Origin of the sequence: Zavarzinia sp. CC-PAN008 (assembly GCF_051903925.1) — a bacterium.
In the GTDB taxonomy this organism is placed as follows: Bacteria; Pseudomonadota; Alphaproteobacteria; order Zavarziniales; family Zavarziniaceae.
On record NZ_CP173678.1, the window covers coordinates 2836736 to 2855659 of the forward strand.

Consider the following 18924-nt stretch of genomic DNA (forward strand, 5'->3'; position numbering starts at 1 on the left):
TCGAAGTCCTTGCTTAGTCACGGACGGGGATCATAGGCGCAAGGTCGCCTGCCGACAATCGCCACGAGCACGGCAGCCCTCCGCTCCGGACAGGGCTGCCGTGCTCGTGGCACGTCGGGCGTCCATTTCGCTGGTGCACAATGGCCACAGCGCAGCCACATTTGGGGTTCAAAGCTGCGGGTGCTGGAGCCTTACGGAAGACGGGAGCATTAGTTTGCGTGGTGAGATCCGCCAGGGTCAGCCCCATCAGGTTCAAGCCAAAGCGACGAAACGACCCCGCATGCGCGTTCTTGGTTACCTGTTCGGCACGCTGATGATCCTCCTGGTCGCAGGCGTGCTCGGCACCCTCTATGTCCTGCACCATTTCGGGCAGGACCTCCCCGATTATCGTCAGTTGGCGACCTATGAGCCGCCGGTGACCACGCGCGTGCACGCCGCCGACGGCAGCGTGATCGCCGAGTTCGCGCGCGAGCGCCGCCTGTTCGTGCCGATCACCGCGATCCCGCAACGCGTCATCCGCGCTTTTCTCTCGGCCGAGGACAAGGGCTTCTACGAGCATGCCGGGATCGACATCCCAGGCATCATCAACGCGGCGCTGACCAACATGCGCAACCCGGATCGCCGGCCGATCGGGGCGTCGACGATCACGCAGCAGGTCGCCAAGAACTTCCTCCTGGGCAACGAGGTCAGCATGACCCGCAAGCTCAAGGAGGCGATCCTGGCCTTCCGCATCGAGCGCGCGTTCACCAAGGACCGCATCCTGGAGCTTTACCTGAACCAGATCTATCTGGGGCAGGGCTCCTATGGCGTAGCGGCCGCGGCGCTCAACTATTTCGACAAGGCGCTCGACGATCTCACGGTGGCGGAAGCCGCCTATCTCGCGGCGCTGCCCAAGGCGCCCAACAACTACCATCCCGTGCGCGAGCGCGAGGCGGCGGTCGCGCGGCGCAACTGGGTCCTGGACCGCATGCGCCTGGACGGCGCCGTGACGCAGGAAGAGTGGGAGCAGGCGCGGACCGCCGACCTGGGCGTGCGGCCGCGCACCGCGATGGCCTCTACCCAGGCCGACTATTTCGCCGAGGAAGTCCGGCGCGAGGTCATGGCCCAGTTCGACGAGAAGACGCTCTACGAGGGCGGCCTTTCGGTGCGGACGACGCTTGACCCGCACATGCAGGCGATTGCGGACCGGGCCCTGCGCCAGGGCCTGATCGCCTATGACCGGAGGCATGGCTGGCGCGGCCCCCTGGGTCATGTCGAGCCGGGCGAGGGCTGGCAGGAGCGGCTGGCCCAGGAACCCCCGCTGCCCGCCCTCGACGCGCCCGGCATCGGCCCCTGGCAGCGCGCCATGGTGCTGGAGGCCGGCCGCTCGCTGAAACTCGGCTTCAGCGACGGGACGCAAGGCACGATTGCCGCGGCGGACATGGCCTGGGCCGGACGCACGGGACTGAAGGCGGGCGACCTGGTCGCGGTCGAGGCCAAGGATCCCGAGACGCGGGCCTTCGCGCTGCGCCAGATCCCGGCGGTGCGCGGCGCGCTGGTCGCCATGGATCCGCACACCGGCCGCGTCGTCGCCATGGTGGGCGGCTGGTCCTATGCGGAAAGCGAGTTCAACCGCGCGACCCAGGCGCTGCGCCAGCCTGGCTCCTCGTTCAAACCGTTCGTCTATGCGACGGCACTGGAACAGGGCTTCACACCGTCGAGCCTGGTCCTGGACGGCCCGTTCGTGGCCAGCCAGGGGCCCGGCCTGCCGCTGTGGCGCCCGGCCAATTACAGCCATGACTTCCTGGGCCCCGCCACCCTGCGCGTCGGCCTGGCCAAGTCGCGCAACCTCATGACGGTGCGCCTGGCGCACTATATCGGCATGGAGAACGTGGCCGACCTGGTCGCGCGCATGGGGGTGATGGACCGCATGGTGCCCCGCCTGTCGATGTCGCTGGGGGCCGGCGAGTCGACGGTCCTGCGCATGACGACGGGCTATGCCGAGTTCGTGAATGGCGGCAAGCGCATCGTCCCCACCCTGATCGACCGCATCCAGGATCGCCGCGGCCGTACGATCTACCGCCATGACGACCGGCCGTGCGACGGGTGTACCGGCACGACCTGGTACGGCCAGGACGTGCCTGGCATTCCCGACGTTCGGGCCCAGGTCATCAGCGCGGCCAGTGCGTATCAGATCACCTCGATGCTGCAGGGCGTGGTCGACCGCGGCACCGGCGGGACGGTGCGCGCCGTCGGCAAGCCGCTGGGCGGCAAGACGGGCACCTCCAACGATGCCAAGGATGTCTGGTTCGTGGGCTTCTCCCCCGACCTGGCGGTTGGCGTCTATGTCGGTTTCGACCAGCCCAAGTCGCTGGGCGGGCGCGAAACGGGCGGATCCGTTGCCGCACCGATTTTCCGCGACTTCATGAAGGAGGCGCTGGCCGACGCACCGGCGATCCCCTTCCGCATTCCGCCTGGCGTGCGCCTGGTGCGTGTCGATCCTGGCAGCGGCCTGCCCGTCACGTCGGGCGGCATCCTGGAGGCCTTCAAGCCGGGCACGGAGCCGTTCGGCGAACGCAACATCCTGGACGGCAGCGAGAACCTGTCCATGTTGGGCGGTGACGAGAACGATTTCGACCTGGGACCCGGCCCGGACGTCAATTCCGGCGTCGACCTGCTCGACACCTCCGCCGCGACGGGTGGTCTCTACTAGCCCTGCCTGAGCCGACCCTCCCACTCGGCGCATGTCTGTTCGTTAACGCAGGCGCTTGAAGCGGGCGGGGGAGGGGCGTAGGGTCCGCCGCCATGCGTGCTTCCATCGAAAACCTCTCCTCAGAGATCAAGCAGTCGCTCGAACTGCTGAGGAGGCATCTTTGACTGGGACGAAGCCCTTATTCGTCTCGATGAACTGAACGCCCGGGCCGAGGATCCCAAGCTCTGGGACGATCCGGAGACGGCGCAGAAGCTGATGCGCGAGCGGACCAAGCTCGAATCGGCGATCGGCGGGACCCGCTCCATCCAGACCGAGCTGGCCGACACGCTCGAACTGGCCGAGATGGCGGATGCCGAGGGGGACGATTCCCTCCTGGACGAGGCGGAGCGCGCGCTGAAGGCGCTGGCCGCGCGCGCCAAGGAGCAGGAGCTGGCGGCGCTGCTCTCGGGCGAGGCGGACGGTAACGACTGCTGGCTGGACGTCAATGCCGGCGCCGGCGGGACCGAGAGCCAGGACTGGGCCCTGATGCTGCTGCGCATGTATACGCGCTGGGCCGAGGCGCGCGGCTTCAAGACCGAGCTTGTGAACGAGACGCCAGGGGAACAGGCGGGCATCAAGTCGGCGACGATCCTGATCAAGGGCGCCGATTCCTATGGCTGGCTGAAGACGGAATCGGGCGTGCACCGCCTAGTCCGCATTTCGCCCTTCGATTCGAACCAGCGGCGCCAGACCAGCTTTGCCAGCGTCTGGGTCTATCCGGTGGTGGACGACACGATCGAGGTCGAGATCCTGGACAAGGATCTGCGCGTCGATACCTATCGCGCGTCCGGTTCCGGCGGCCAGCACGTCAACAAGACCGACAGCGCGGTGCGCCTGACCCATATGCCGACCGGTATCGTGGTGGCATGCCAGTCCGAACGCTCGCAGCACAAGAACCGCGCCCAGGCCATGTCGATGCTGAAGGCCCGGATCTATGAGGCCGAGCTGAAGAAGCGCGAGGCCGCGGCCCAGGCGCTGGAGGATACCAAGTCGGACATCGGCTGGGGCCACCAGCTGCGGTCCTATGTCCTTCAGCCATACCAGATGGTGAAGGACCTGCGCACCGGCGTGGAGACATCGGACACCCAGGGCGTCCTGAACGGCGACATCGACGCCTTCCTGGCCGCAGCCCTGGCCCAGCGCGTGGAGGGCGGGGGCGCCACCACCGTCTCGGACCTGGACTGATCGAAGGCTGGTGGCAGTGAGCGGCTCCCCTTTCCCGCTCATCTCCGCGATGTCGGGGATCCAGAGCCGCTGGCGCTGGCCTGTGTTGCCCGTGGATCCGCGCATGCGCGAGGATGAGCGGCGAGGGGTTGCACGGTTTCTTCCGTTCCCTGGCCGCATCGAAGGGATGGGCTAGGACGGTGGCAGCGGGGTACGCACGGGACCTGGACTCCAGCCCTCGCCCGTTCCGCGGCTGGTGGGTCGTTGGCGGCGCCTTCGTCGTGCTGTGCACCACGGCGGGCCTGTGCTTCTACAACCTGTCGGTCTATCTGCAGAGCTTCATCGAGGCGCGCGGCTTCTCGGTCACTGCGGTCTCAGGCGCCACCAGCGTCTTCTTCGTCGCCAGCGGCATTTCCGGCCTCTTCATCGCCCGACTGATCGAGCGCCACGACGTGCGCCTGGTCATGGTCCCGGGCGCGCTGCTCTGCGCCGCGATATTCTCCGCGACATCCCTGGTTCAGACGGCGTGGCAGCTTTATGCCTTCTACGCATTGCTGGGCGTGGCTTATTCGGCGACGGCCCTGGTGCCCTGTACCACCGCACTGACGCGCTGGTTCGTCCGGCGGCGGACCTTGGCCCTGGCCTTTGCCTTCACCGGCCTGTCGCTGGGCGGGATCACGCTGACGCCGCTCTGCGTCTGGGTGATCGGCGAGATCGGCATCGACATGGCGGGTCCCGTCATGGGCCTGATCTTCCTGGTCGGCGTCGTGCCGCCCGCGCTGATCCTGATCCGCTCGCGGCCAGAGGATCTGGGGCAGGGGCCGGATGGCGATCCGCCGCGCCCGGCGGCAGTCGGCGACGCCGCGGGCGTGCTGTTCGACGAGGCGGTGCGCAGCCGCTTCTTCATCGGCATGGCGATCACCTACATCCTGTCGATGACCGCCCAGGTCGGCGGCATATCGCACCTGTTCCGCCTGGCCGCCACGCGCAGCGACGATGCGCACGGGGCCATGGCGGTGGCGGCCCTGGCGGGAACCAGCGTGGTGGGCCGCCTGGTCGCCGGCTGGCTGATGCCGAAACTCTCGATGCAGCCCTTCACGATCGCCCTGATCGCGACGCAGGGGTTGTCGCTGCTGCTGCTGTGCGTGGCCGACCAGGGCTGGAGCCTCGTGGCCAGTGCCGCCCTGTTCGGCGCGACGATCGGCAACATCATGATGATGCAGCCCCTGCTGATCGGACAGGCGTTCGGTGCCCGCGCCTATGCCCGCATCTTCGCCTTTGCCCAGCTCATCATGACGCTGGGCGCGGCATCGGGGCCTGCGCTGATCGGCGCGCTCTACGATCATTTCGGCGGCTACACGGTGGCCTATGCCCTGGCTGCCGGATGCTCGATCGTCGGCGCCGTCGTTCTCGCCGCCGCAGGTCGCCCCGCGCGCTCGTTCTGAGGGGTGCATCGATGTCCCTTCTCGTGAACATCGATGTGCCCGACCTGGAGGTGGCGGTGCGGTTCTACACCCAGGCCTTCGGCCTGCGCGTGACGCGCCGCTTCGGGGCAGGGGGCGCGGAGCTTTCGGGCTGGGCCGCACCCGTCTACCTGCTCGTCAAGGCGCCGGGCAGTGTCGGTGCCGGCAGCGAGGCGCGCCGCTATGAGCGCCATTGGACGCCCGTGCACTTGGATGTGGTGGTCGAGGACATCGACGCGGCTCTGGCCCGTGCCCTGGAGGCGGGGGCGGTTCTTGAGCGGCCGGTGAGCACGGACGTGTGGGGACGCCTGGCGGTCCTGGCCGATCCCTTCGGCCATGGCCTGTGCCTGGTCCAGTTCCTGAACCGCGGCTATGACGAGGTGTCGGAGCGGGTGGGCGGCTGCTGCTGAGCAGACGCCCCGCCTTCGATCCCTCCCCCTTGTGGGGGAGGGGTATGGGGCCGCTCAGTCGGCGCTGGTGGCCTTGAGCGTGGGGCGGCGGACCAGGTCGAGCAGCGGGCGCTGCAGCTGGTCGTTGGCGGCCACGACGGCCTGGCGGTTGAACATCTCCTCGCCGCCCTGGTCGTCGGTGACATAGCCGCCGGCCTCGCGCACCATCAGGATGCCGGCCGCAATGTCCCAGGCCTGAATCGGGCATTCCCAATAGCCCTCGTACCGGCCGGCCGCGACATAGGCGAGGTCGAGGGCGGCGGAGCCCATGCGACGAATGCCTGCGACCTCGCGCATGATCGTCGCCAGTTCCAGCAGGAACGGCTTGTGACGCTCCTTCCCCCGGAAGGGGATGCCGGTCGCGAACAGGGCTTCCGACAGCGCGGTGCGGCCGGAGACGCGCAGGCGACGCTCGTTGAGGTAGGCGCCGCGCCCCTTCTCGGTCCAGTAGAGCTCGTCGGTGATCGGGTTCAGGATCACGCCGGCGATCACGTCGCCATCGCGCTCCAGGGCGATCGAGATGCAGAAATGCGGGATGCCGTGCAGGAAGTTGGTCGTGCCGTCGAGCGGATCGACGATCCAGCGATGACTGCGGTCGGTGCCTTCCTCGACCCCGCTTTCCTCCATCAGGAAGCCGAAGCCGGGCCTGGCCTTCGCCAGTTCCGCCTTGATGATGCGTTCAGCCTTGAGGTCGGCCGTTGAGACGAAGTCGGCGGGTCCCTTCTTGGAGACCTGGAGGTTCTCAACCTCCCCGAAATCGCGGGTCAGGCCGCGCGCCGCCTTCTGGGCGGCGCCGACCATGACGTTGATGAGTGCGGAGCGTAGGGCCATGGGGGGCGGGACCGTATCAGGTGCGGTTGCGGCGGTCGAGGCCGCGCGCGATCGCCGCCTCAAGCTGACGCACCGCGTCGGCCGGGCCTGCGGGATGGCCGAAGACCCCGGCGGAGACGGCCAGGAAGTCGGCGCCGGCCGCGGCCACGTCCTCGGCATTGTCGGGGCCGATGCCGCCGATCGCGACGCAGGGCACGGTCATCATCTCCTGCCACCACGTGAACAGGTCGAGCGATGCGCGCGTCTTGGCCACCTTCGTCGTCGTCGGATAGACGGCGCCGAAAGCGACATAGTCGGCGCCGGCGTCCGCCGCCTCGATCGCGCGATCCTTGCTGTCATAGGCGCTGGCGCCGATCATCGCCCTCGACCCCAGCAGCTTGCGCGCCTGGGCCACGGGCATGTCGTCCTCGCCCACATGGACGCCGTCGGCGCCCATCCGGCCGGCGAGGTCGGGCCTGTCGTTGAGAATGAGGGCGACCCCGCGATCCTGGATCAGCGGGGCCAGCCACATGCCGGCGTCGACCACCGCGGCATCGCTGGCACCCTTCAGGCGCAGCTGAACCGCGGCAACGTCGCCGGCGTCCAGCGCCGCCTCGAGCTGGAGCGCAAAGGCCCGTGGCTCGAACGCGGGCGGGGTGATGAGGTAGAGCCGGCACTGCGGCCCCTCATCCTCCGCCGGGTGCGCTGGAGACTTCGCCATGGTCAGGCCGTCTCGCCCAGGTAGATCTTCACCAGGGTGTCGAGCAGCTTGTGCGCGTCTTCCCTGCTGCGCTGGAAGGTATTGCGGCCGATGATCGAGCCGTTGCCGCCGCCGGCCAGGATGGCGCGGGCGTCATCGAACACCGAATCCTCGGACTTGGTCGCACCGCCGGAGAAGACGACGATGCGGCGGCCGCCGAAGCAGGCCTGCACCACGTGCTTCACCCGCGCCGCCTGGGACGAGGCATCGATCTTCTGCGCCTCATAGACCTTCTTGGCCTCGGCCTGCTCGATATGGGCGCTCGGCAGCTTGACCTTGATGATGTGGGCGCCGAGCAGGGCGGCCATGTGCGCGGCATAGGCCACGACGTCGAAGCCGGTCTCGCCCTCCTTGGAGATGGTGCCGCCACGCGGATAGGACCACATGACGACGGCCAGGCCCGCGGCCTTGGCCTCGGCCGTCAGCTCGCGGATCTCCTCCATCTGGTCGAACGCCGCGTCCGAGCCCGGATAGATCGTGAAGCCGATGGCAGAGCAGCCCAGGCGCAGGGCGTCGTCGATCGACGCCGTCACCGCCTGGTCCGCATCCTCCTTCGCCCGCGACATGGAGTTGGAAGAGTTCATCTTCAGGATCAGCGGGACCTGGCCGGCGAAGGTGTCGGCGCCCGCTTCGATCATGCCCAGGACCGAGGCATAGGCCGACAGGCCCGCGTCGATCGCCATCTGGAAGTGATAGCGCGGATCATAGGCCGCTGGGTTGGGCGCGAAGGAGCGCGCCGGACCATGCTCGAAGCCCTGGTCCACGGGCAGGATCACCAGCTGGCCCGTGCCGCCCAGGCGGCCATGGCCCAGGATGCGGGCCAGGTTCGCCTTGGTGCCCGGGTTGTCGCTCTCGTACCAGGAGAGGATTTCCTTCACCTTCGGGGTGATCTTCAGCGACATGACATCTCCTCAACGTTCAACGGGTGGACCGGCCTCAGCGAGGCCAGTCGACGATGTGATTCTCCAGGTCCCATTCGGGGACCTTCTGCTCCGACACGATGCGCCGGCGAACGGATTGCCGGGCCTTGTGCACGCTTTCCGGATCACCGCTGACCAGCGGGTGCCAGGCCGGCAGGTCTGCGCCCTCGCTCAGCAGGCGATAGGCGCAGGTCGACGGCATGAAGCGCAGCTCCGAAATCGTCTCCGGCGTCAGGATCACGCATTCCGGGACGTATCGCTTGCGCGTCTCGTACTTGCGACAGCGACAGGTCTTGTGATCCAGCAGGCGACAGGCCACGTCCGTGAACTCGATCACGCCCGTGTCCACGTCCTCCAGCTTGACCAGGCAGCACTTGCCGCAGCCGTCGCACAGGGACTCCCACTCGGCCCGGCTCATTTCCTGAAGCGGGACGCGGCGCCAGAAAGGCTCGCTGCCCCCGTCCCCTGAGCCGGCGCCGTCCACGGCCGGGGCCTGCTATTTCGCGGACCGGAGAGCCTCGACGCCCGGCAGGGCCTTGCCCTCCAGCCATTCGAGGAAGGCACCGCCCGCGGTCGAGATGTACGAAAAATCGTCCGCCGCACCGGCATGGTTCAGCGCCGCCACGGTGTCTCCGCCGCCAGCGACGGAGCGCAGCGAGCCGGCCCTGGTCAGCTTCGCCGCGGCCTGGGCTGCGCCGTTGGTGCCCTGGTCGAACGGGGCGATCTCGAACGCGCCCAGTGGGCCGTTCCACACCAGCGTCCTGGACCCTGCGAACCGCTCCTCGACGGCTGCGACCGATCCGGGCCCAACGTCCAGGATCATGGCGTCGGCCGGAACCTGGCCAACGGGAACGACATCCGACGCGGCGCCGGCCTTGAACTCGCGCGCGACGACGGCATCGACGGGCAGAACAATGGCGCAGTTCGCGGCCTTGGCCTTGTCCAGGATGGCGCGGGCGGTGTCGGCCAGGTCGCGCTCGCACAGCGACTTGCCGACCTCGACCCCCTGTGCGTACAGGAAGGTATTGGCCATGCCGCCGCCGATCACCAAAGCGTCGACCTTCGCCACCAGGTTCGACAGCACGTCCAGCTTGCTCGACACCTTGGCACCGCCGACCAGGGCGACGACCGGCCGGGTCGGCTGGCCCAGGGCCGCTTCCAGCGCCTCAAGCTCCGCCGTCATCGACAGGCCGGCGGCCGAAGGCAGGATGTGCGTCAGGCCCTCGGTCGAGGCGTGCGCGCGGTGGGCACAGGAAAAGGCGTCGTTGACATAGCCCTGCGCGCCCTGGGCCATCGCCTTGGCAAGGGCGGCGTCGTTCTTCTCCTCGCCCGCGTGGAAGCGGGTGTTCTCCGCCAACACCACGCCGCCATCCTCGGGCGAGGGGACGGCCGTGCAGTCGGGCGCGAAGCCGACCGGCTGGCCCAAGGCCTCGGCCAGGGCCGGCACCACCGGCTTCAGCGAGTACTTGGGCTCAACCCCGCCTTTGGGCCGGCCGAAATGGGCCAGCACGATGACCCGGGCCCCGGCATCGGCCAGGCGGCGCAGGGTGGGGACGACGGCGTCGATGCGCGTCGCGTCCGTCACCCGGCCGTCGGCCATCGGCACGTTGAGGTCGGCCCGGACCAGGATCCGCTTGCCGCGAAAGCCGCCCAGCTGCTGCTCCAGGTCGTCGAGGGTACGGAACGCCGCCACGGGGATCAGCCCAGCTTGCCCAGCGCCACCGCAGTATCGGACATGCGGTTGGAGAAGCCCCACTCGTTGTCGTACCACGACAGGACGCGGACCAGCGTACCGTCGATGACCTGGGTCTGGGTCACGTCGAAGGTCGAGCTGTGGGCGTCGTGGTTGAAGTCGATCGACACGGCCGGGCCGTCGTTCACGCCCAGCACGCCCTTCAGACGGCCATTGGCGGCGGCGACGATGGCGGCGTTGATCTCCTTCGCGTCGGTCTTGCGGCCGGCGTCGAAGACCAGGTCGATCATCGACACGTTCGGGGTCGGCACGCGCACGGCGGTGCCGTCCAGCTTGCCGTTCAGCTCCGGCAGGACCAGGCCCACGGCCTTGGCCGCACCGGTGGAGGTCGGGATCATCGACAGCGCGGCGGCGCGGGCGCGGCGCAGGTCCTTGTGCAGAGTGTCAAGCACCGGCTGGTCGCCCGTATAGGCGTGCACCGTGGTCATGAAGCCGCGGACGATGCCGACCGTCTCGTGCAGGACCTGGGCGACCGGCGCCAGGCAGTTCGTGGTGCACGAGGCGTTGGAGACGATCTTGTGCTCCGGCTTCAGCTTGTCGTGGTTGACGCCATAGACGACCGTCAGGTCGGCCTCCTCGCCGGGGGCCGAGATCAGGACGCGCTTGGCGCCGGCGTCGAGATGGGCGGCCGCCTTGGCCCGCGCCGTGAACAGGCCCGTGCACTCCAGCGCGACGTCGACGCCCAGTTCCTTCCAGGGCAGCTTGGCGGGATCGCGCTCGGCGGTCACCTTGATGGGGCCGCGGCCGATGTCGAAGCTGTCGCCCGAAACCTTGATCTCGCCCGGGAAGCGGCCGTGCACCGAATCCCGGCCCAGCAGGTAGGCGTTGCTCTCGACCGGCCCCAGGTCGTTCACGCCGACGACCTCGATGTCCTTGCGACCCTGCTCGTGGATCGCGCGCAGCACCAGGCGGCCGATGCGGCCGAAGCCGTTGATTGCAACGCGCACAGTCATTCCACGTCTCCCTTGTTCAGTACTGCCCGCGCCGCCGCCACGACGGCGTCCGCGGTAATGCCAAAATGACGGTAGAGGTCTTTCTCGGGCGCCGAGGCGCCGAAGCCGGTCATGCCGATGAAGCAACCCTCCTCGCCGATCCAGCGTTCCCAGCCCTGGGCGATGCCAGCTTCGATCGCGATGCGCGGGGCCGTCCCCAGGATCGCCCTGCGCACGTCCGCCGGCTGCTCCGCCAGCAGGTCAAGGCAGGGGGCGGACACGACGCGCGCGGCGATGCCCGACGCCGCCAGGCGCTTCTGCGCCTCGACCGCGATGCCAACTTCCGAGCCGGTCGCGATCAGCGTCACCTGCGCCTCGCCGTCGGCCGGGACCAGTTCATAGGCGCCGGCGGCGGAGCGGTTCGTGGCGACATCCGTGCGCACGGGCGTCAGGTTCTGCCGGCTGAGAGCGAGGACGGTCGGCCGCTTGTCGTTGCGCAGCGCCAGCGCCCAGGCCTCCGCCGTCTCCACCGCGTCGGCGGGGCGGAAGACCAGCAGGTTGGGGATCGCGCGCAGCGCCGCCAGGTGCTCGACCGGCTGGTGCGTCGGACCATCCTCGCCCAGGCCGATCGAATCGTGGGTGAAGACATAGACGACGCGGATGCCCATCAGCGCCGACAGGCGAACCGAGGGACGGCAATAGTCGCTGAACACCAGGAACGTGCCGCCATAGGGCACGACGCCGCCATGCAGCGCCATGCCGTTCATGGCAGCGGCCATGGCATGTTCGCGGATGCCATAGTGCAGGTAGCGCCCGCCATAATTGGCGGCGTCCAGCACCGGGGTCGCCTTGGTCTTCGTGTTGTTCGAGCCCGTCAGATCGGCGGAGCCACCCAGCAGGTCGGGCAGCGCCTCGGTCAGGACTTCCAGCACCAGTTCCGAGGCCCTTCGGCTCGCGATCAGCGGCTTCTCGGCCGCGAACTTCTCGGCGATCGGTCGAACCGCCTCGTCCGGGTCGGGCAGGGCACCCGCATTGGCCGCGCTGAAAGTCGCCCGCTCGGCGGAGGTGGCAAGGCGGGCGGCCCAGGCGCCCGAATCCGTGGCACCGCGACGCCCGGCCTTGGCCCAGGCCGCACGGACGTCGTCCGGCACCTCGAACGGGGCGTGGGGCCAGCCCAGCTTGTCGCGCGTACCCTGGATCTCGGCGGCGCCAAGCGGGCTGCCATGGGTCGACGACGAGCCCGCCTTGGTGGGCGCGCCGTAGCCGATGACGGTGCGGCAGGCGATCAGGCTGGGCGCGTCGCTGGTCTGGGCGCGGGCCAGGGCGGCAGCCACTGCGCCGGGGTCGTGCCCGTCGACCGCCTCGACCGCCCAGCCGGCGGCGCGGAAGCGCGCAAGCTGGTCTTCCGAGGTGGTCAGGGACGTGGGCCCGTCGATCGAGATGCCGTTGTCGTCGAACAGGACGACCAGGCGGCTCAGCTTCAGGTGCCCGGCCAGGGTGATCGCTTCCTGCGCGATGCCTTCCATCAGGCAGCCGTCGCCGGCGATCACATAGGTGCGATGGTCGACCAGGTCAGCGCCGAAGCGCGCGGCGAGGTGACGTTCAGCGATGGCCATGCCGACCGCGTTGGCCAGGCCCTGGCCCAGCGGCCCGGTCGTCGTCTCGATTCCCGCGGCGTGGCCGTATTCCGGGTGCCCGGCGGCCGGGCTGCCCAGCTTGCGGAAGCTCTTCAGCGCTTCCGCATCCATGCCGGGATAGCCGGTCAGATGGAGCAGCGCATAGAGCAGCATCGAACCGTGACCAGCGGACAGCACGAAGCGGTCGCGGTCCGGCCAATCCGGCCACTGGGGATCGAACTTGAGGAACTGCGTGAAGAGGACCGTCGCCACGTCGGCCATGCCCATGGGCATGCCTGGGTGACCGGACTTGGCCGCTTCGACGGAGTCCATCGCGAGGGCACGGATGGCGTTGGCCATCTGTGCGGGGGGCGGCGCGGAATGGCCGTGATGTGCTGCTTCTGGCATCGTGAAATTGGCGCAGAGCGAGGATCGCCGCGCGGGGGCGGACAATGGCCGCCGGGACCCGTCGAGTCAAGCCCGCGGGCGCGGGTGCATGGCAGAACGGGGGCGCCCGCATCGCGTTGACGCCGCCCGCACCATCACCCTATCGTGATGCTGCGGAAGATCAAGAGCTTGGGGGACAATGCTCAAGCGTGGCTGCGCCGGGTCGATGGGACCGGGTGCGCGGGGACCGGGTGTGCTGGGAGCGGGGGTTGCTGCATGAGCGGGCTTGAAGACGCCGCCGTCAGGTTGGCGGACGTGCTTGAGCGGCTGGAGGCGAACATCGCGCGGGCGGGGACGTCGGGCTTTGCCGGCCTGAAGGCCGAGAACCAGCGCCTTGCGCGGGAGGTCGAGGCCCTGCGCAACGAGAACCGCGAACTGAAGGACGCCACGGAGCAGGTGGCCCGCCGCCTGGACGGCGCCATCGGCGAGATCGACGCCCTGCTGGGCAGCTAGCCGCCCGGGCCCCGGTCCCCAACCCGGGGGCAACAGACTGAAGACAGCGGCCGGCGGGGCGTGGTCCCGCGGGCCGCCGAGAGGTTTTGCAGATGGCGAATGTCACCCTGACCGTCCATGGCCGCAGCTATGTCATCGGGTGCCAGGCGGGGGAGGAGCCCCGCCTGCACGCGCTGGCCGCCGAGATCGACGAGCGCATCCAGCAGATCGTGGCGGGGCTTGGTGCCCAATCGGACGCGCAGCTGCTGCTGACCGCGGCCCTGATGCTGGCGGACGAGCGACAGGACGCGATCGAGGCGCTGGAGGAGGCGCATGCCGACCGCGACGCGGCGCGCGCCGACAGCCAGGCAGAGGCGGCGGAGGTGCTGGACGCCGCCAGCCAGCGCATCGCGGCGATTGCGGAACGGCTCGAGGCCCCCTAGATTGAAGGACGGCGGGCACTGCCCGGTGCGTCAGGCATTACAACCCTGGGGCCAATAACCCGATCTCAAGGGTGCTGTCCCTTCCGGAGCCTTGGTTCCGGGATACGGTACCCGACCTGCTAGGCAGGCCACAGAGGTCGTCAGCGCCAACGGCCGAATGGTGGTCCCGCCACCCCATTTCCGTTTCTGACCCTTAGACCGCTCATCCCCGCGAAGGCGGGGATCCAGGGCCACCAGGACCTGCGCTTGTGGCGCTTGATCCCCGCCTTCGCCGGGATGGGCGGGGAGATGCTGGACTTCAATGACTCTTGATCGGGTACCCGCGGACACGTCGGACGTCGCGGCCGCCAAGGTTGCGCTGAGGGTGACCGCCCGTGCCGCGCGCAAGGACCTGCTGCATGGGCGGGCAGGGGCTGCGGCGGCTGCGGCGGGGCATTTCCTGGTGCATATCCCGATGGCCCACGGTGCGGTCGTATCGGCCTATCTGCCTCGGGCAGACGAGTTCGACCCTTTGCCGCTGGTCGCCAGCCTGCTGGCGCGCGGCCATGTCGTGGTCATGCCGGTGGTGGCGGCCCGGGCCCAGCCGCTGGTCTTCCGCCGCTGGACGCCGCAGACAGCGACCGTCGCAGGCGCCATGGCGATCGCCGAGCCTGGTCCAGACAGTCCGGAACTGGTGCCCGATGTGCTGATCGTGCCGCTTCTGCAGTTCGATGCACAGGGCTGGCGCCTGGGCTATGGCGGGGGCTATTACGACAGGACCCTGCAACACCTGCGCCGCCATCAGCCGCGCACGTTGGCCATCGGCCTGGGTTTTGCCGGGCAGGAGGTGGCGTCGGTCCCGCATGATGCGCTGGACCAGCGGCTGGACTGGATCGTGACGGAAGCCGGCGCCCGCCCGGTTGCCGCGAAGGGGGCAAGGCATGAAGGTGATCTTCCTGGGGGACGTCGTGGGCCGGTCCGGCCGTGACGCGGTCAAGCGGCACCTGCCCGAGGTGCGGCGCACCCTGAAGGCCGATTTCGTCATCGCCAATGGCGAGAACGCCGCCGCCGGCTTCGGCATTACCAAGGACACCGCCACCGACCTGCACAATGCCGGGGTCGACGTCATCACGACCGGCAATCACGTCTGGGACCAGCGCGACGCGATCGGCTACATCGCCCAGGACACCCGCCTGCTGCGGCCGCGGAACTTCCCGCCCGGTGCGCCCGGGCGCGGTGCCGGCGCCTACCAGACGCAAGGCGGGGCCAGGATCGTCGTCATCAACCTGATGGGCCGGGTGTTCATGGACGCCCTCGACGACCCGTTCCAGTCGGTGGAGGCGGAGATGGCGCGCCTGTCGTTGGGTGGGTCGGCCCAGGCCATCGTGGTCGACATGCATGCCGAGGCGACCAGCGAGAAGATGGCGATGGGTCACTTCCTGGATGGCCGCGTCAGCCTGGTGGTGGGGACGCACAGCCACGTGCCCACGGCCGACGCCCAGATCCTGCCGGGCGGCACGGCCTACCAGACCGATGCCGGCATGTGCGGGGACTATGACTCGGTGATCGGGATGCAGAAGGCCGAGCCGATCAACCGCTTCACCCGCAAGATCCCCGGCGGCCGCTGGGAGGCCGCGAACGGCGAAGGTACGATGTGCGGTCTGCTGCTGGAGACGGACGACCGCACCGGCCTGGCCCGCCGGATTGAACCGATCCGCCTGGGCGGCCGCCTGTCGCAGGCGGTGCCCCAGGCCGTGCCTGCCGCGTAGGTGTCCGACACCGCTTGTTAACCTTGTCCGCCCGAGACTGGCGCCAGCGGCGCTCTGGCGATCAGGGACTGGATTCGGACGAGTGAGCAGCACGACGACCACAGTGGTGGCCGAGGCAGGGCAGGGTGCCGCCAATCCGATGGCGGTGCCGGCCTACCGTTCGTCCAGCTACAACTTCAAGCAAGTCAGCGTCCTGGTCGCCGACAACAACGCCTTCCTGCGCAGCATCGTCGGCAACCTGTGCCGCACCTATGGCTTCAAGCAGATCTATGAGTGTCCTGACGCGGGCGATGCGATCGGCCGCCTGAAGATGTCCAAGATCGACATCGTCCTGACCGAATGGGACATGCCCGGCATCACGGGCGAAGCCTTCATCCGCGCGATCCGCGCCGGCGAGGCGGGCCCCAACGCCTTCCTGCCGATCATCCTGCTGACCGGCCAGACCGACCGCGTGACGGTGCGCAAGGCCCGCGATTCCGGCGTGACGGAGGTCCTGGCCAAGCCGATCTCGGCGCGCACGCTGCTCGATCGCCTGATCTATGTGGTCGAGCATCCACGCGATTTCATCCGCACGACCTCGGGCACGTTCTTCGGTCCGGACCGTCGGCGCCATGTCAAGGCGGTGCACGAGGGCCAGGAGCGGCGCGCCGGGGTCGAGCCGCCGCGCATGCCGAGCGAAGTGTCGTGGAACATGGCCCCCGAAGAGGTCGAGGCCGAATTCCAGGGAAGGAAGGGCTGATGCCGAACCAAAGCCCCCCCGCCTTCCAGCGGATCCGCGTGCCCAATACGTTGAAGGCAAAGGTCAAGAACGTGCCGGGTGGCCAGAGCGTCGACGCGCTGGTGGCCGCCGGCGACCTGATCCTGGCGCAGCAGGAGGAGGCCTATGACGGCCTGACCCGCGCCGACCTGGAGGTGCTGGGCGGCGCCCTGGCCCTGCTGCCTGGAGCCGTGGGCGAGGATCGCGCCTTGGTCCTGGAGCAGATGCTGGAGCGCTTCTACGCGGTCAAGAGCCAGTCGGGCACGTTTGGCCGGCCGCTGCTGTCGGCGGTGGCCGATATCGGCTGTGTCCTCGTGTCTGCCCTGCGCGAGCCGGGCCGCGTCGTGCCCCAGGCAAAGCCGGTCGTGGCGGCCCTGACGGTCATCGTCCGCTCCCTGGAACTTGCCCATGCGGAGGGGGCGCGGCCCCTGAACACGACGACCGATCCTCTGCTGATCGGCCAGCTTCGCCGCCTGGTCCAGGCCTGCGTGACGCCGCAGGCCTGAACCCCCCACCTGCCGATGCCGCCCTGCGCTTCAGGGCGAACCGGCGGCCGGGCTGTCGACCCGAACGACTTCGATCCGGGCGGAGTCGACAGGCGCCTGGGAATGGTCCTCCGGCCCCGAATAGGTCAGGCAGAACAGCGTGTGCCCATCGGCCCCGCCCAGCTGGCAGGCGACGGCGCGGCGGCCTGGCGTCTCGACCCGGTGGGTGACCGCACCGCCCTCGACGACGCGGACAAAGGCATCGCTGCCATAGAGGCTGACCCAGATGCCGCCATCGGTGTCCAGGCAGATGCCATCGGGCGTGCCGTCGCCCAGGTCGGCGAAGACGCGGCGGTCCGACAGGTGGCCGGCCTCGTCCACCGAGAAGGCGGTCAGCCGTCGGCCGAAGCTTTCGGCGACAACGATCTGTTGCCCGCCGTTCATCATCACCATCCCGTTCGGGAACAGCAGGTCGCCGGCGACGACCTCCACCTTGCCGTCGGGATGGACCAGCAGCAGGTCGGTGCCGACCGGCTCCTCCTTCAGGTAGTCGAAGCCGAAATTGCCGATATAGGCGCGGCCCGAGATATCCATGACCAGGTCGTTGATCGGTGCGCGCACGAACGACGACAGGTCCGCGACGCGGGTCAGCCGGCCGTCGACCAGGCGCATCAGCGTGCGGTCGTCCATCGAGACGATGAGCGCGCTGCCGTCGGCGCCGAAGCCGATGCCCGACGGCTTTCCGGGGACGTCGGCCATCTTCTCGCGCGTGCCGTCCTCGGCCACGGCCCATACGGCCCGCCCCCACATGTCGGACAGCCACAGCCGCTTGCCATGCCAGCGCGGCCCTTCCAGGAAAATGAAGTCCCCGGCCAGCACGTCCGTCTTCGTGATGATCTTGGGCGCCATGCCAATCCTCCCTGTGTGTGCCGGCCATTGTCGGCGGCCATTGCTTGGCCGCGATGATGCCTGTGACCCGCCCCAACCGGAAGGGCGGGCGCAAGATCCATGGCACCGCCAGGCACGGCGTGGTCGCACCGCGCCCAACTGCTGCCATATTGCGGCGGCTATCCTCCGGCCCTGGGTTCCCGGCGATTCATGTCTTGTGGTATGAGCGCCGAATCCGGCCGTTGGGCCAGGGGTGTGGCCAGGTTTGCGGCGTCCGGTGGTCTGGCGGCGACGGATGTCGGCGGCCGGATCCCGACCAGACCCGACATGGACCAGATTCAACAGGCGGCCAAGTTCCGAGAGGCGGCATGGCAGGGCATTCCCAATTCAAGAACATCATGTTCCGCAAGGGCGCGCAGGATGCGAAGCGCGCCAAGCTGTTCTCCAAGCTGGGCCGGGAAATCACGGTCGCGGCCAAGAGCGGCCTGCCCGAACCTGACAAGAACCCGCGCCTGCGGGCGGCCATCCTGGCCGCGCGCAAGGAGAACATGCCGCGCGACAACATCGATCGCGCGATCAAGCGCAGCCAGGGTGGCGACGCCGACAATTACGAGGAGGTCCGTTACGAGGGCTTTGGCCCCGGCGGTACCGCGATCATTGTGGAGGCGCTGACCGACAACCGGAACCGGACCGCCGCCGAACTGCGCTCCAACTTCACCAAGCACGGCGGCAACATGGGTGCGACCGGCAGCGTCGCCCATATGTTCGCGCGCGTGGGCCAAGTCCTCTACCCCCTCGACGTGGCGGGCGAGGAAGCGGTGCTGGAGGCTGCGCTTGAGGCCGGGGCCGAGGACGTGGCCAGCACCGAGGATGGCCACGAGATCGTCACCGGCGCCGAATCGCTGGGCGAAGTGCGCGACGCGCTGGAAGCGAAGTTCGGCCCGGCCCAGTCGGCCAAGCTGGTGTGGAAGCCGGGCAACACCGTGACGGTGGGCGAGGACGACGCCCAGACGCTGCTGAAGCTGCTGGACATCCTGGACGACAATGACGACGTGCAGCAGGTCTTCGCCAACTACGACATCCCGGAATCGGTGATGGAGAAGTTCGGCTGACCGGCCAGCGCGGC

At 68.9% G+C, this 18924-nt stretch carries 19 protein-coding genes and 1 other RNA gene; 12 read left to right on the top strand and 8 right to left on the bottom strand.

Annotation, left to right across the window (positions count from 1 at the left end; translation table 11 throughout):
* The first annotated feature begins 280 nt into the window (after window positions 1-280).
* The 4 genes from ACI6GS_RS13285 (at window position 281) to ACI6GS_RS13300 (ending at window position 5768) form a co-directional block, all read left to right on the top strand.
* Window positions 281-2692, top strand: coding sequence for a penicillin-binding protein 1A (locus ACI6GS_RS13285; RefSeq protein WP_439813930.1), 2412 nt, complete (start codon window positions 281-283; stop codon window positions 2690-2692).
* Window positions 2693-2784: 92 nt separating this feature from the next.
* Window positions 2785-3916 (top strand): peptide chain release factor 2 gene (gene prfB / locus ACI6GS_RS13290; protein WP_439813931.1). Its coding sequence is split into 2 segments (ribosomal slippage): window positions 2785-2853 and window positions 2855-3916, totalling 1131 coding nucleotides; the frame shifts between segments, so codons are not numbered across the junction.
* A 179-nt stretch (window positions 3917-4095) separates the two neighbouring features.
* On the top strand, window positions 4096-5340 hold the full coding sequence (locus ACI6GS_RS13295; protein WP_439813932.1) for an MFS transporter: 1245 nt from the start codon (window positions 4096-4098) through the stop codon (window positions 5338-5340).
* 11 nt (window positions 5341-5351) lie between these two features.
* A complete protein-coding gene (locus ACI6GS_RS13300) occupies window positions 5352-5768 on the top strand; it encodes a VOC family protein (protein WP_439813933.1) in 417 nt (138 codons plus the stop codon).
* 54 nt (window positions 5769-5822) lie between these two features.
* On the opposite strand, the gene ACI6GS_RS13305 is transcribed toward ACI6GS_RS13300, so the two are convergent.
* Genes ACI6GS_RS13305 through tkt form a run of 7 tightly spaced genes read right to left on the bottom strand, consistent with a single transcriptional unit; the run spans window position 5823 to window position 13006 of the window.
* The gene (locus ACI6GS_RS13305) at window positions 5823-6638 is read right to left on the bottom strand and encodes an inositol monophosphatase family protein (RefSeq protein WP_439813934.1); all 816 of its coding nucleotides are present in this window, start codon (window positions 6636-6638) and stop codon (window positions 5823-5825) included.
* A 16-nt stretch (window positions 6639-6654) separates the two neighbouring features.
* On the bottom strand, window positions 6655-7338 hold the full coding sequence (gene thiE, locus ACI6GS_RS13310; RefSeq protein WP_439813935.1) for a thiamine phosphate synthase: 684 nt from the start codon (window positions 7336-7338) through the stop codon (window positions 6655-6657).
* Window positions 7339-7340: 2 nt separating this feature from the next.
* A complete protein-coding gene (locus ACI6GS_RS13315; RefSeq protein ID WP_439817967.1) occupies window positions 7341-8273 on the bottom strand; it encodes a class I fructose-bisphosphate aldolase in 933 nt (310 codons plus the stop codon).
* 40 nt (window positions 8274-8313) lie between these two features.
* Complete coding sequence (locus tag ACI6GS_RS13320) at window positions 8314-8781, bottom strand: YcgN family cysteine cluster protein (RefSeq protein WP_439813936.1); 468 nt, start codon at window positions 8779-8781, stop codon at window positions 8314-8316.
* A 12-nt stretch (window positions 8782-8793) separates the two neighbouring features.
* Window positions 8794-9990 carry a phosphoglycerate kinase gene (locus tag ACI6GS_RS13325; protein ID WP_439813937.1) on the bottom strand — a complete coding sequence of 399 codons (1197 nt, stop codon included), beginning with the start codon at window positions 9988-9990 and terminating at the stop codon, window positions 8794-8796.
* 5 nt (window positions 9991-9995) lie between these two features.
* Window positions 9996-11003: a type I glyceraldehyde-3-phosphate dehydrogenase gene (gap, locus tag ACI6GS_RS13330; RefSeq protein ID WP_439813938.1), complete on the bottom strand. Its 1008-nt coding sequence runs from the start codon at window positions 11001-11003 to the stop codon at window positions 9996-9998.
* Window positions 11000-13006 (bottom strand): transketolase, encoded by a 2007-nt coding sequence (gene tkt / locus ACI6GS_RS13335; RefSeq protein ID WP_439813939.1) that lies wholly within the window; start codon window positions 13004-13006, stop codon window positions 11000-11002. Before tkt ends, gap begins: the two co-directional genes overlap by 4 nt.
* Before the next feature lie 255 nt (window positions 13007-13261).
* Between tkt and ACI6GS_RS13340 the strand changes: the two genes are divergently transcribed.
* From ACI6GS_RS13340 to ACI6GS_RS13370, 7 genes are all read left to right on the top strand, one after another.
* On the top strand, window positions 13262-13498 hold the full coding sequence (locus ACI6GS_RS13340) for a hypothetical protein (RefSeq protein ID WP_439813940.1): 237 nt from the start codon (window positions 13262-13264) through the stop codon (window positions 13496-13498).
* Window positions 13499-13590: 92 nt separating this feature from the next.
* Complete coding sequence (locus ACI6GS_RS13345; protein WP_439813941.1) at window positions 13591-13920, top strand: cell division protein ZapA; 330 nt, start codon at window positions 13591-13593, stop codon at window positions 13918-13920.
* 12 nt (window positions 13921-13932) lie between these two features.
* A non-coding RNA gene (gene ssrS, locus ACI6GS_RS13350) (6S RNA) lies at window positions 13933-14088 on the top strand.
* 133 nt (window positions 14089-14221) lie between these two features.
* Window positions 14222-14887: a 5-formyltetrahydrofolate cyclo-ligase gene (locus tag ACI6GS_RS13355; RefSeq protein WP_439813942.1), complete on the top strand. Its 666-nt coding sequence runs from the start codon at window positions 14222-14224 to the stop codon at window positions 14885-14887.
* Entirely contained in the window at window positions 14841-15668 is an 828-nt protein-coding gene (locus ACI6GS_RS13360; RefSeq protein WP_439813943.1) for a TIGR00282 family metallophosphoesterase, read from the top strand. Before ACI6GS_RS13355 ends, ACI6GS_RS13360 begins: the two co-directional genes overlap by 47 nt.
* A gap of 82 nt (window positions 15669-15750) precedes the next feature.
* On the top strand, window positions 15751-16407 hold the full coding sequence (locus ACI6GS_RS13365) for a response regulator (RefSeq protein WP_439813944.1): 657 nt from the start codon (window positions 15751-15753) through the stop codon (window positions 16405-16407).
* On the top strand, window positions 16407-16931 hold the full coding sequence (locus ACI6GS_RS13370; protein ID WP_439813945.1) for a hypothetical protein: 525 nt from the start codon (window positions 16407-16409) through the stop codon (window positions 16929-16931). The genes ACI6GS_RS13365 and ACI6GS_RS13370 overlap by 1 nt, the downstream gene beginning before the upstream one ends.
* A gap of 30 nt (window positions 16932-16961) precedes the next feature.
* Here ACI6GS_RS13370 and ACI6GS_RS13375 read toward each other — a convergent pair whose 3' ends face one another.
* Window positions 16962-17819, bottom strand: a complete 858-nt coding sequence (locus ACI6GS_RS13375) for an SMP-30/gluconolactonase/LRE family protein (RefSeq protein ID WP_439813946.1) — start codon at window positions 17817-17819, stop codon at window positions 16962-16964.
* 347 nt (window positions 17820-18166) lie between these two features.
* Between ACI6GS_RS13375 and ACI6GS_RS13380 the strand changes: the two genes are divergently transcribed.
* On the top strand, window positions 18167-18910 hold the full coding sequence (locus ACI6GS_RS13380) for a YebC/PmpR family DNA-binding transcriptional regulator (protein ID WP_439813947.1): 744 nt from the start codon (window positions 18167-18169) through the stop codon (window positions 18908-18910).
* Window positions 18911-18924 lie beyond the last annotated feature (14 nt).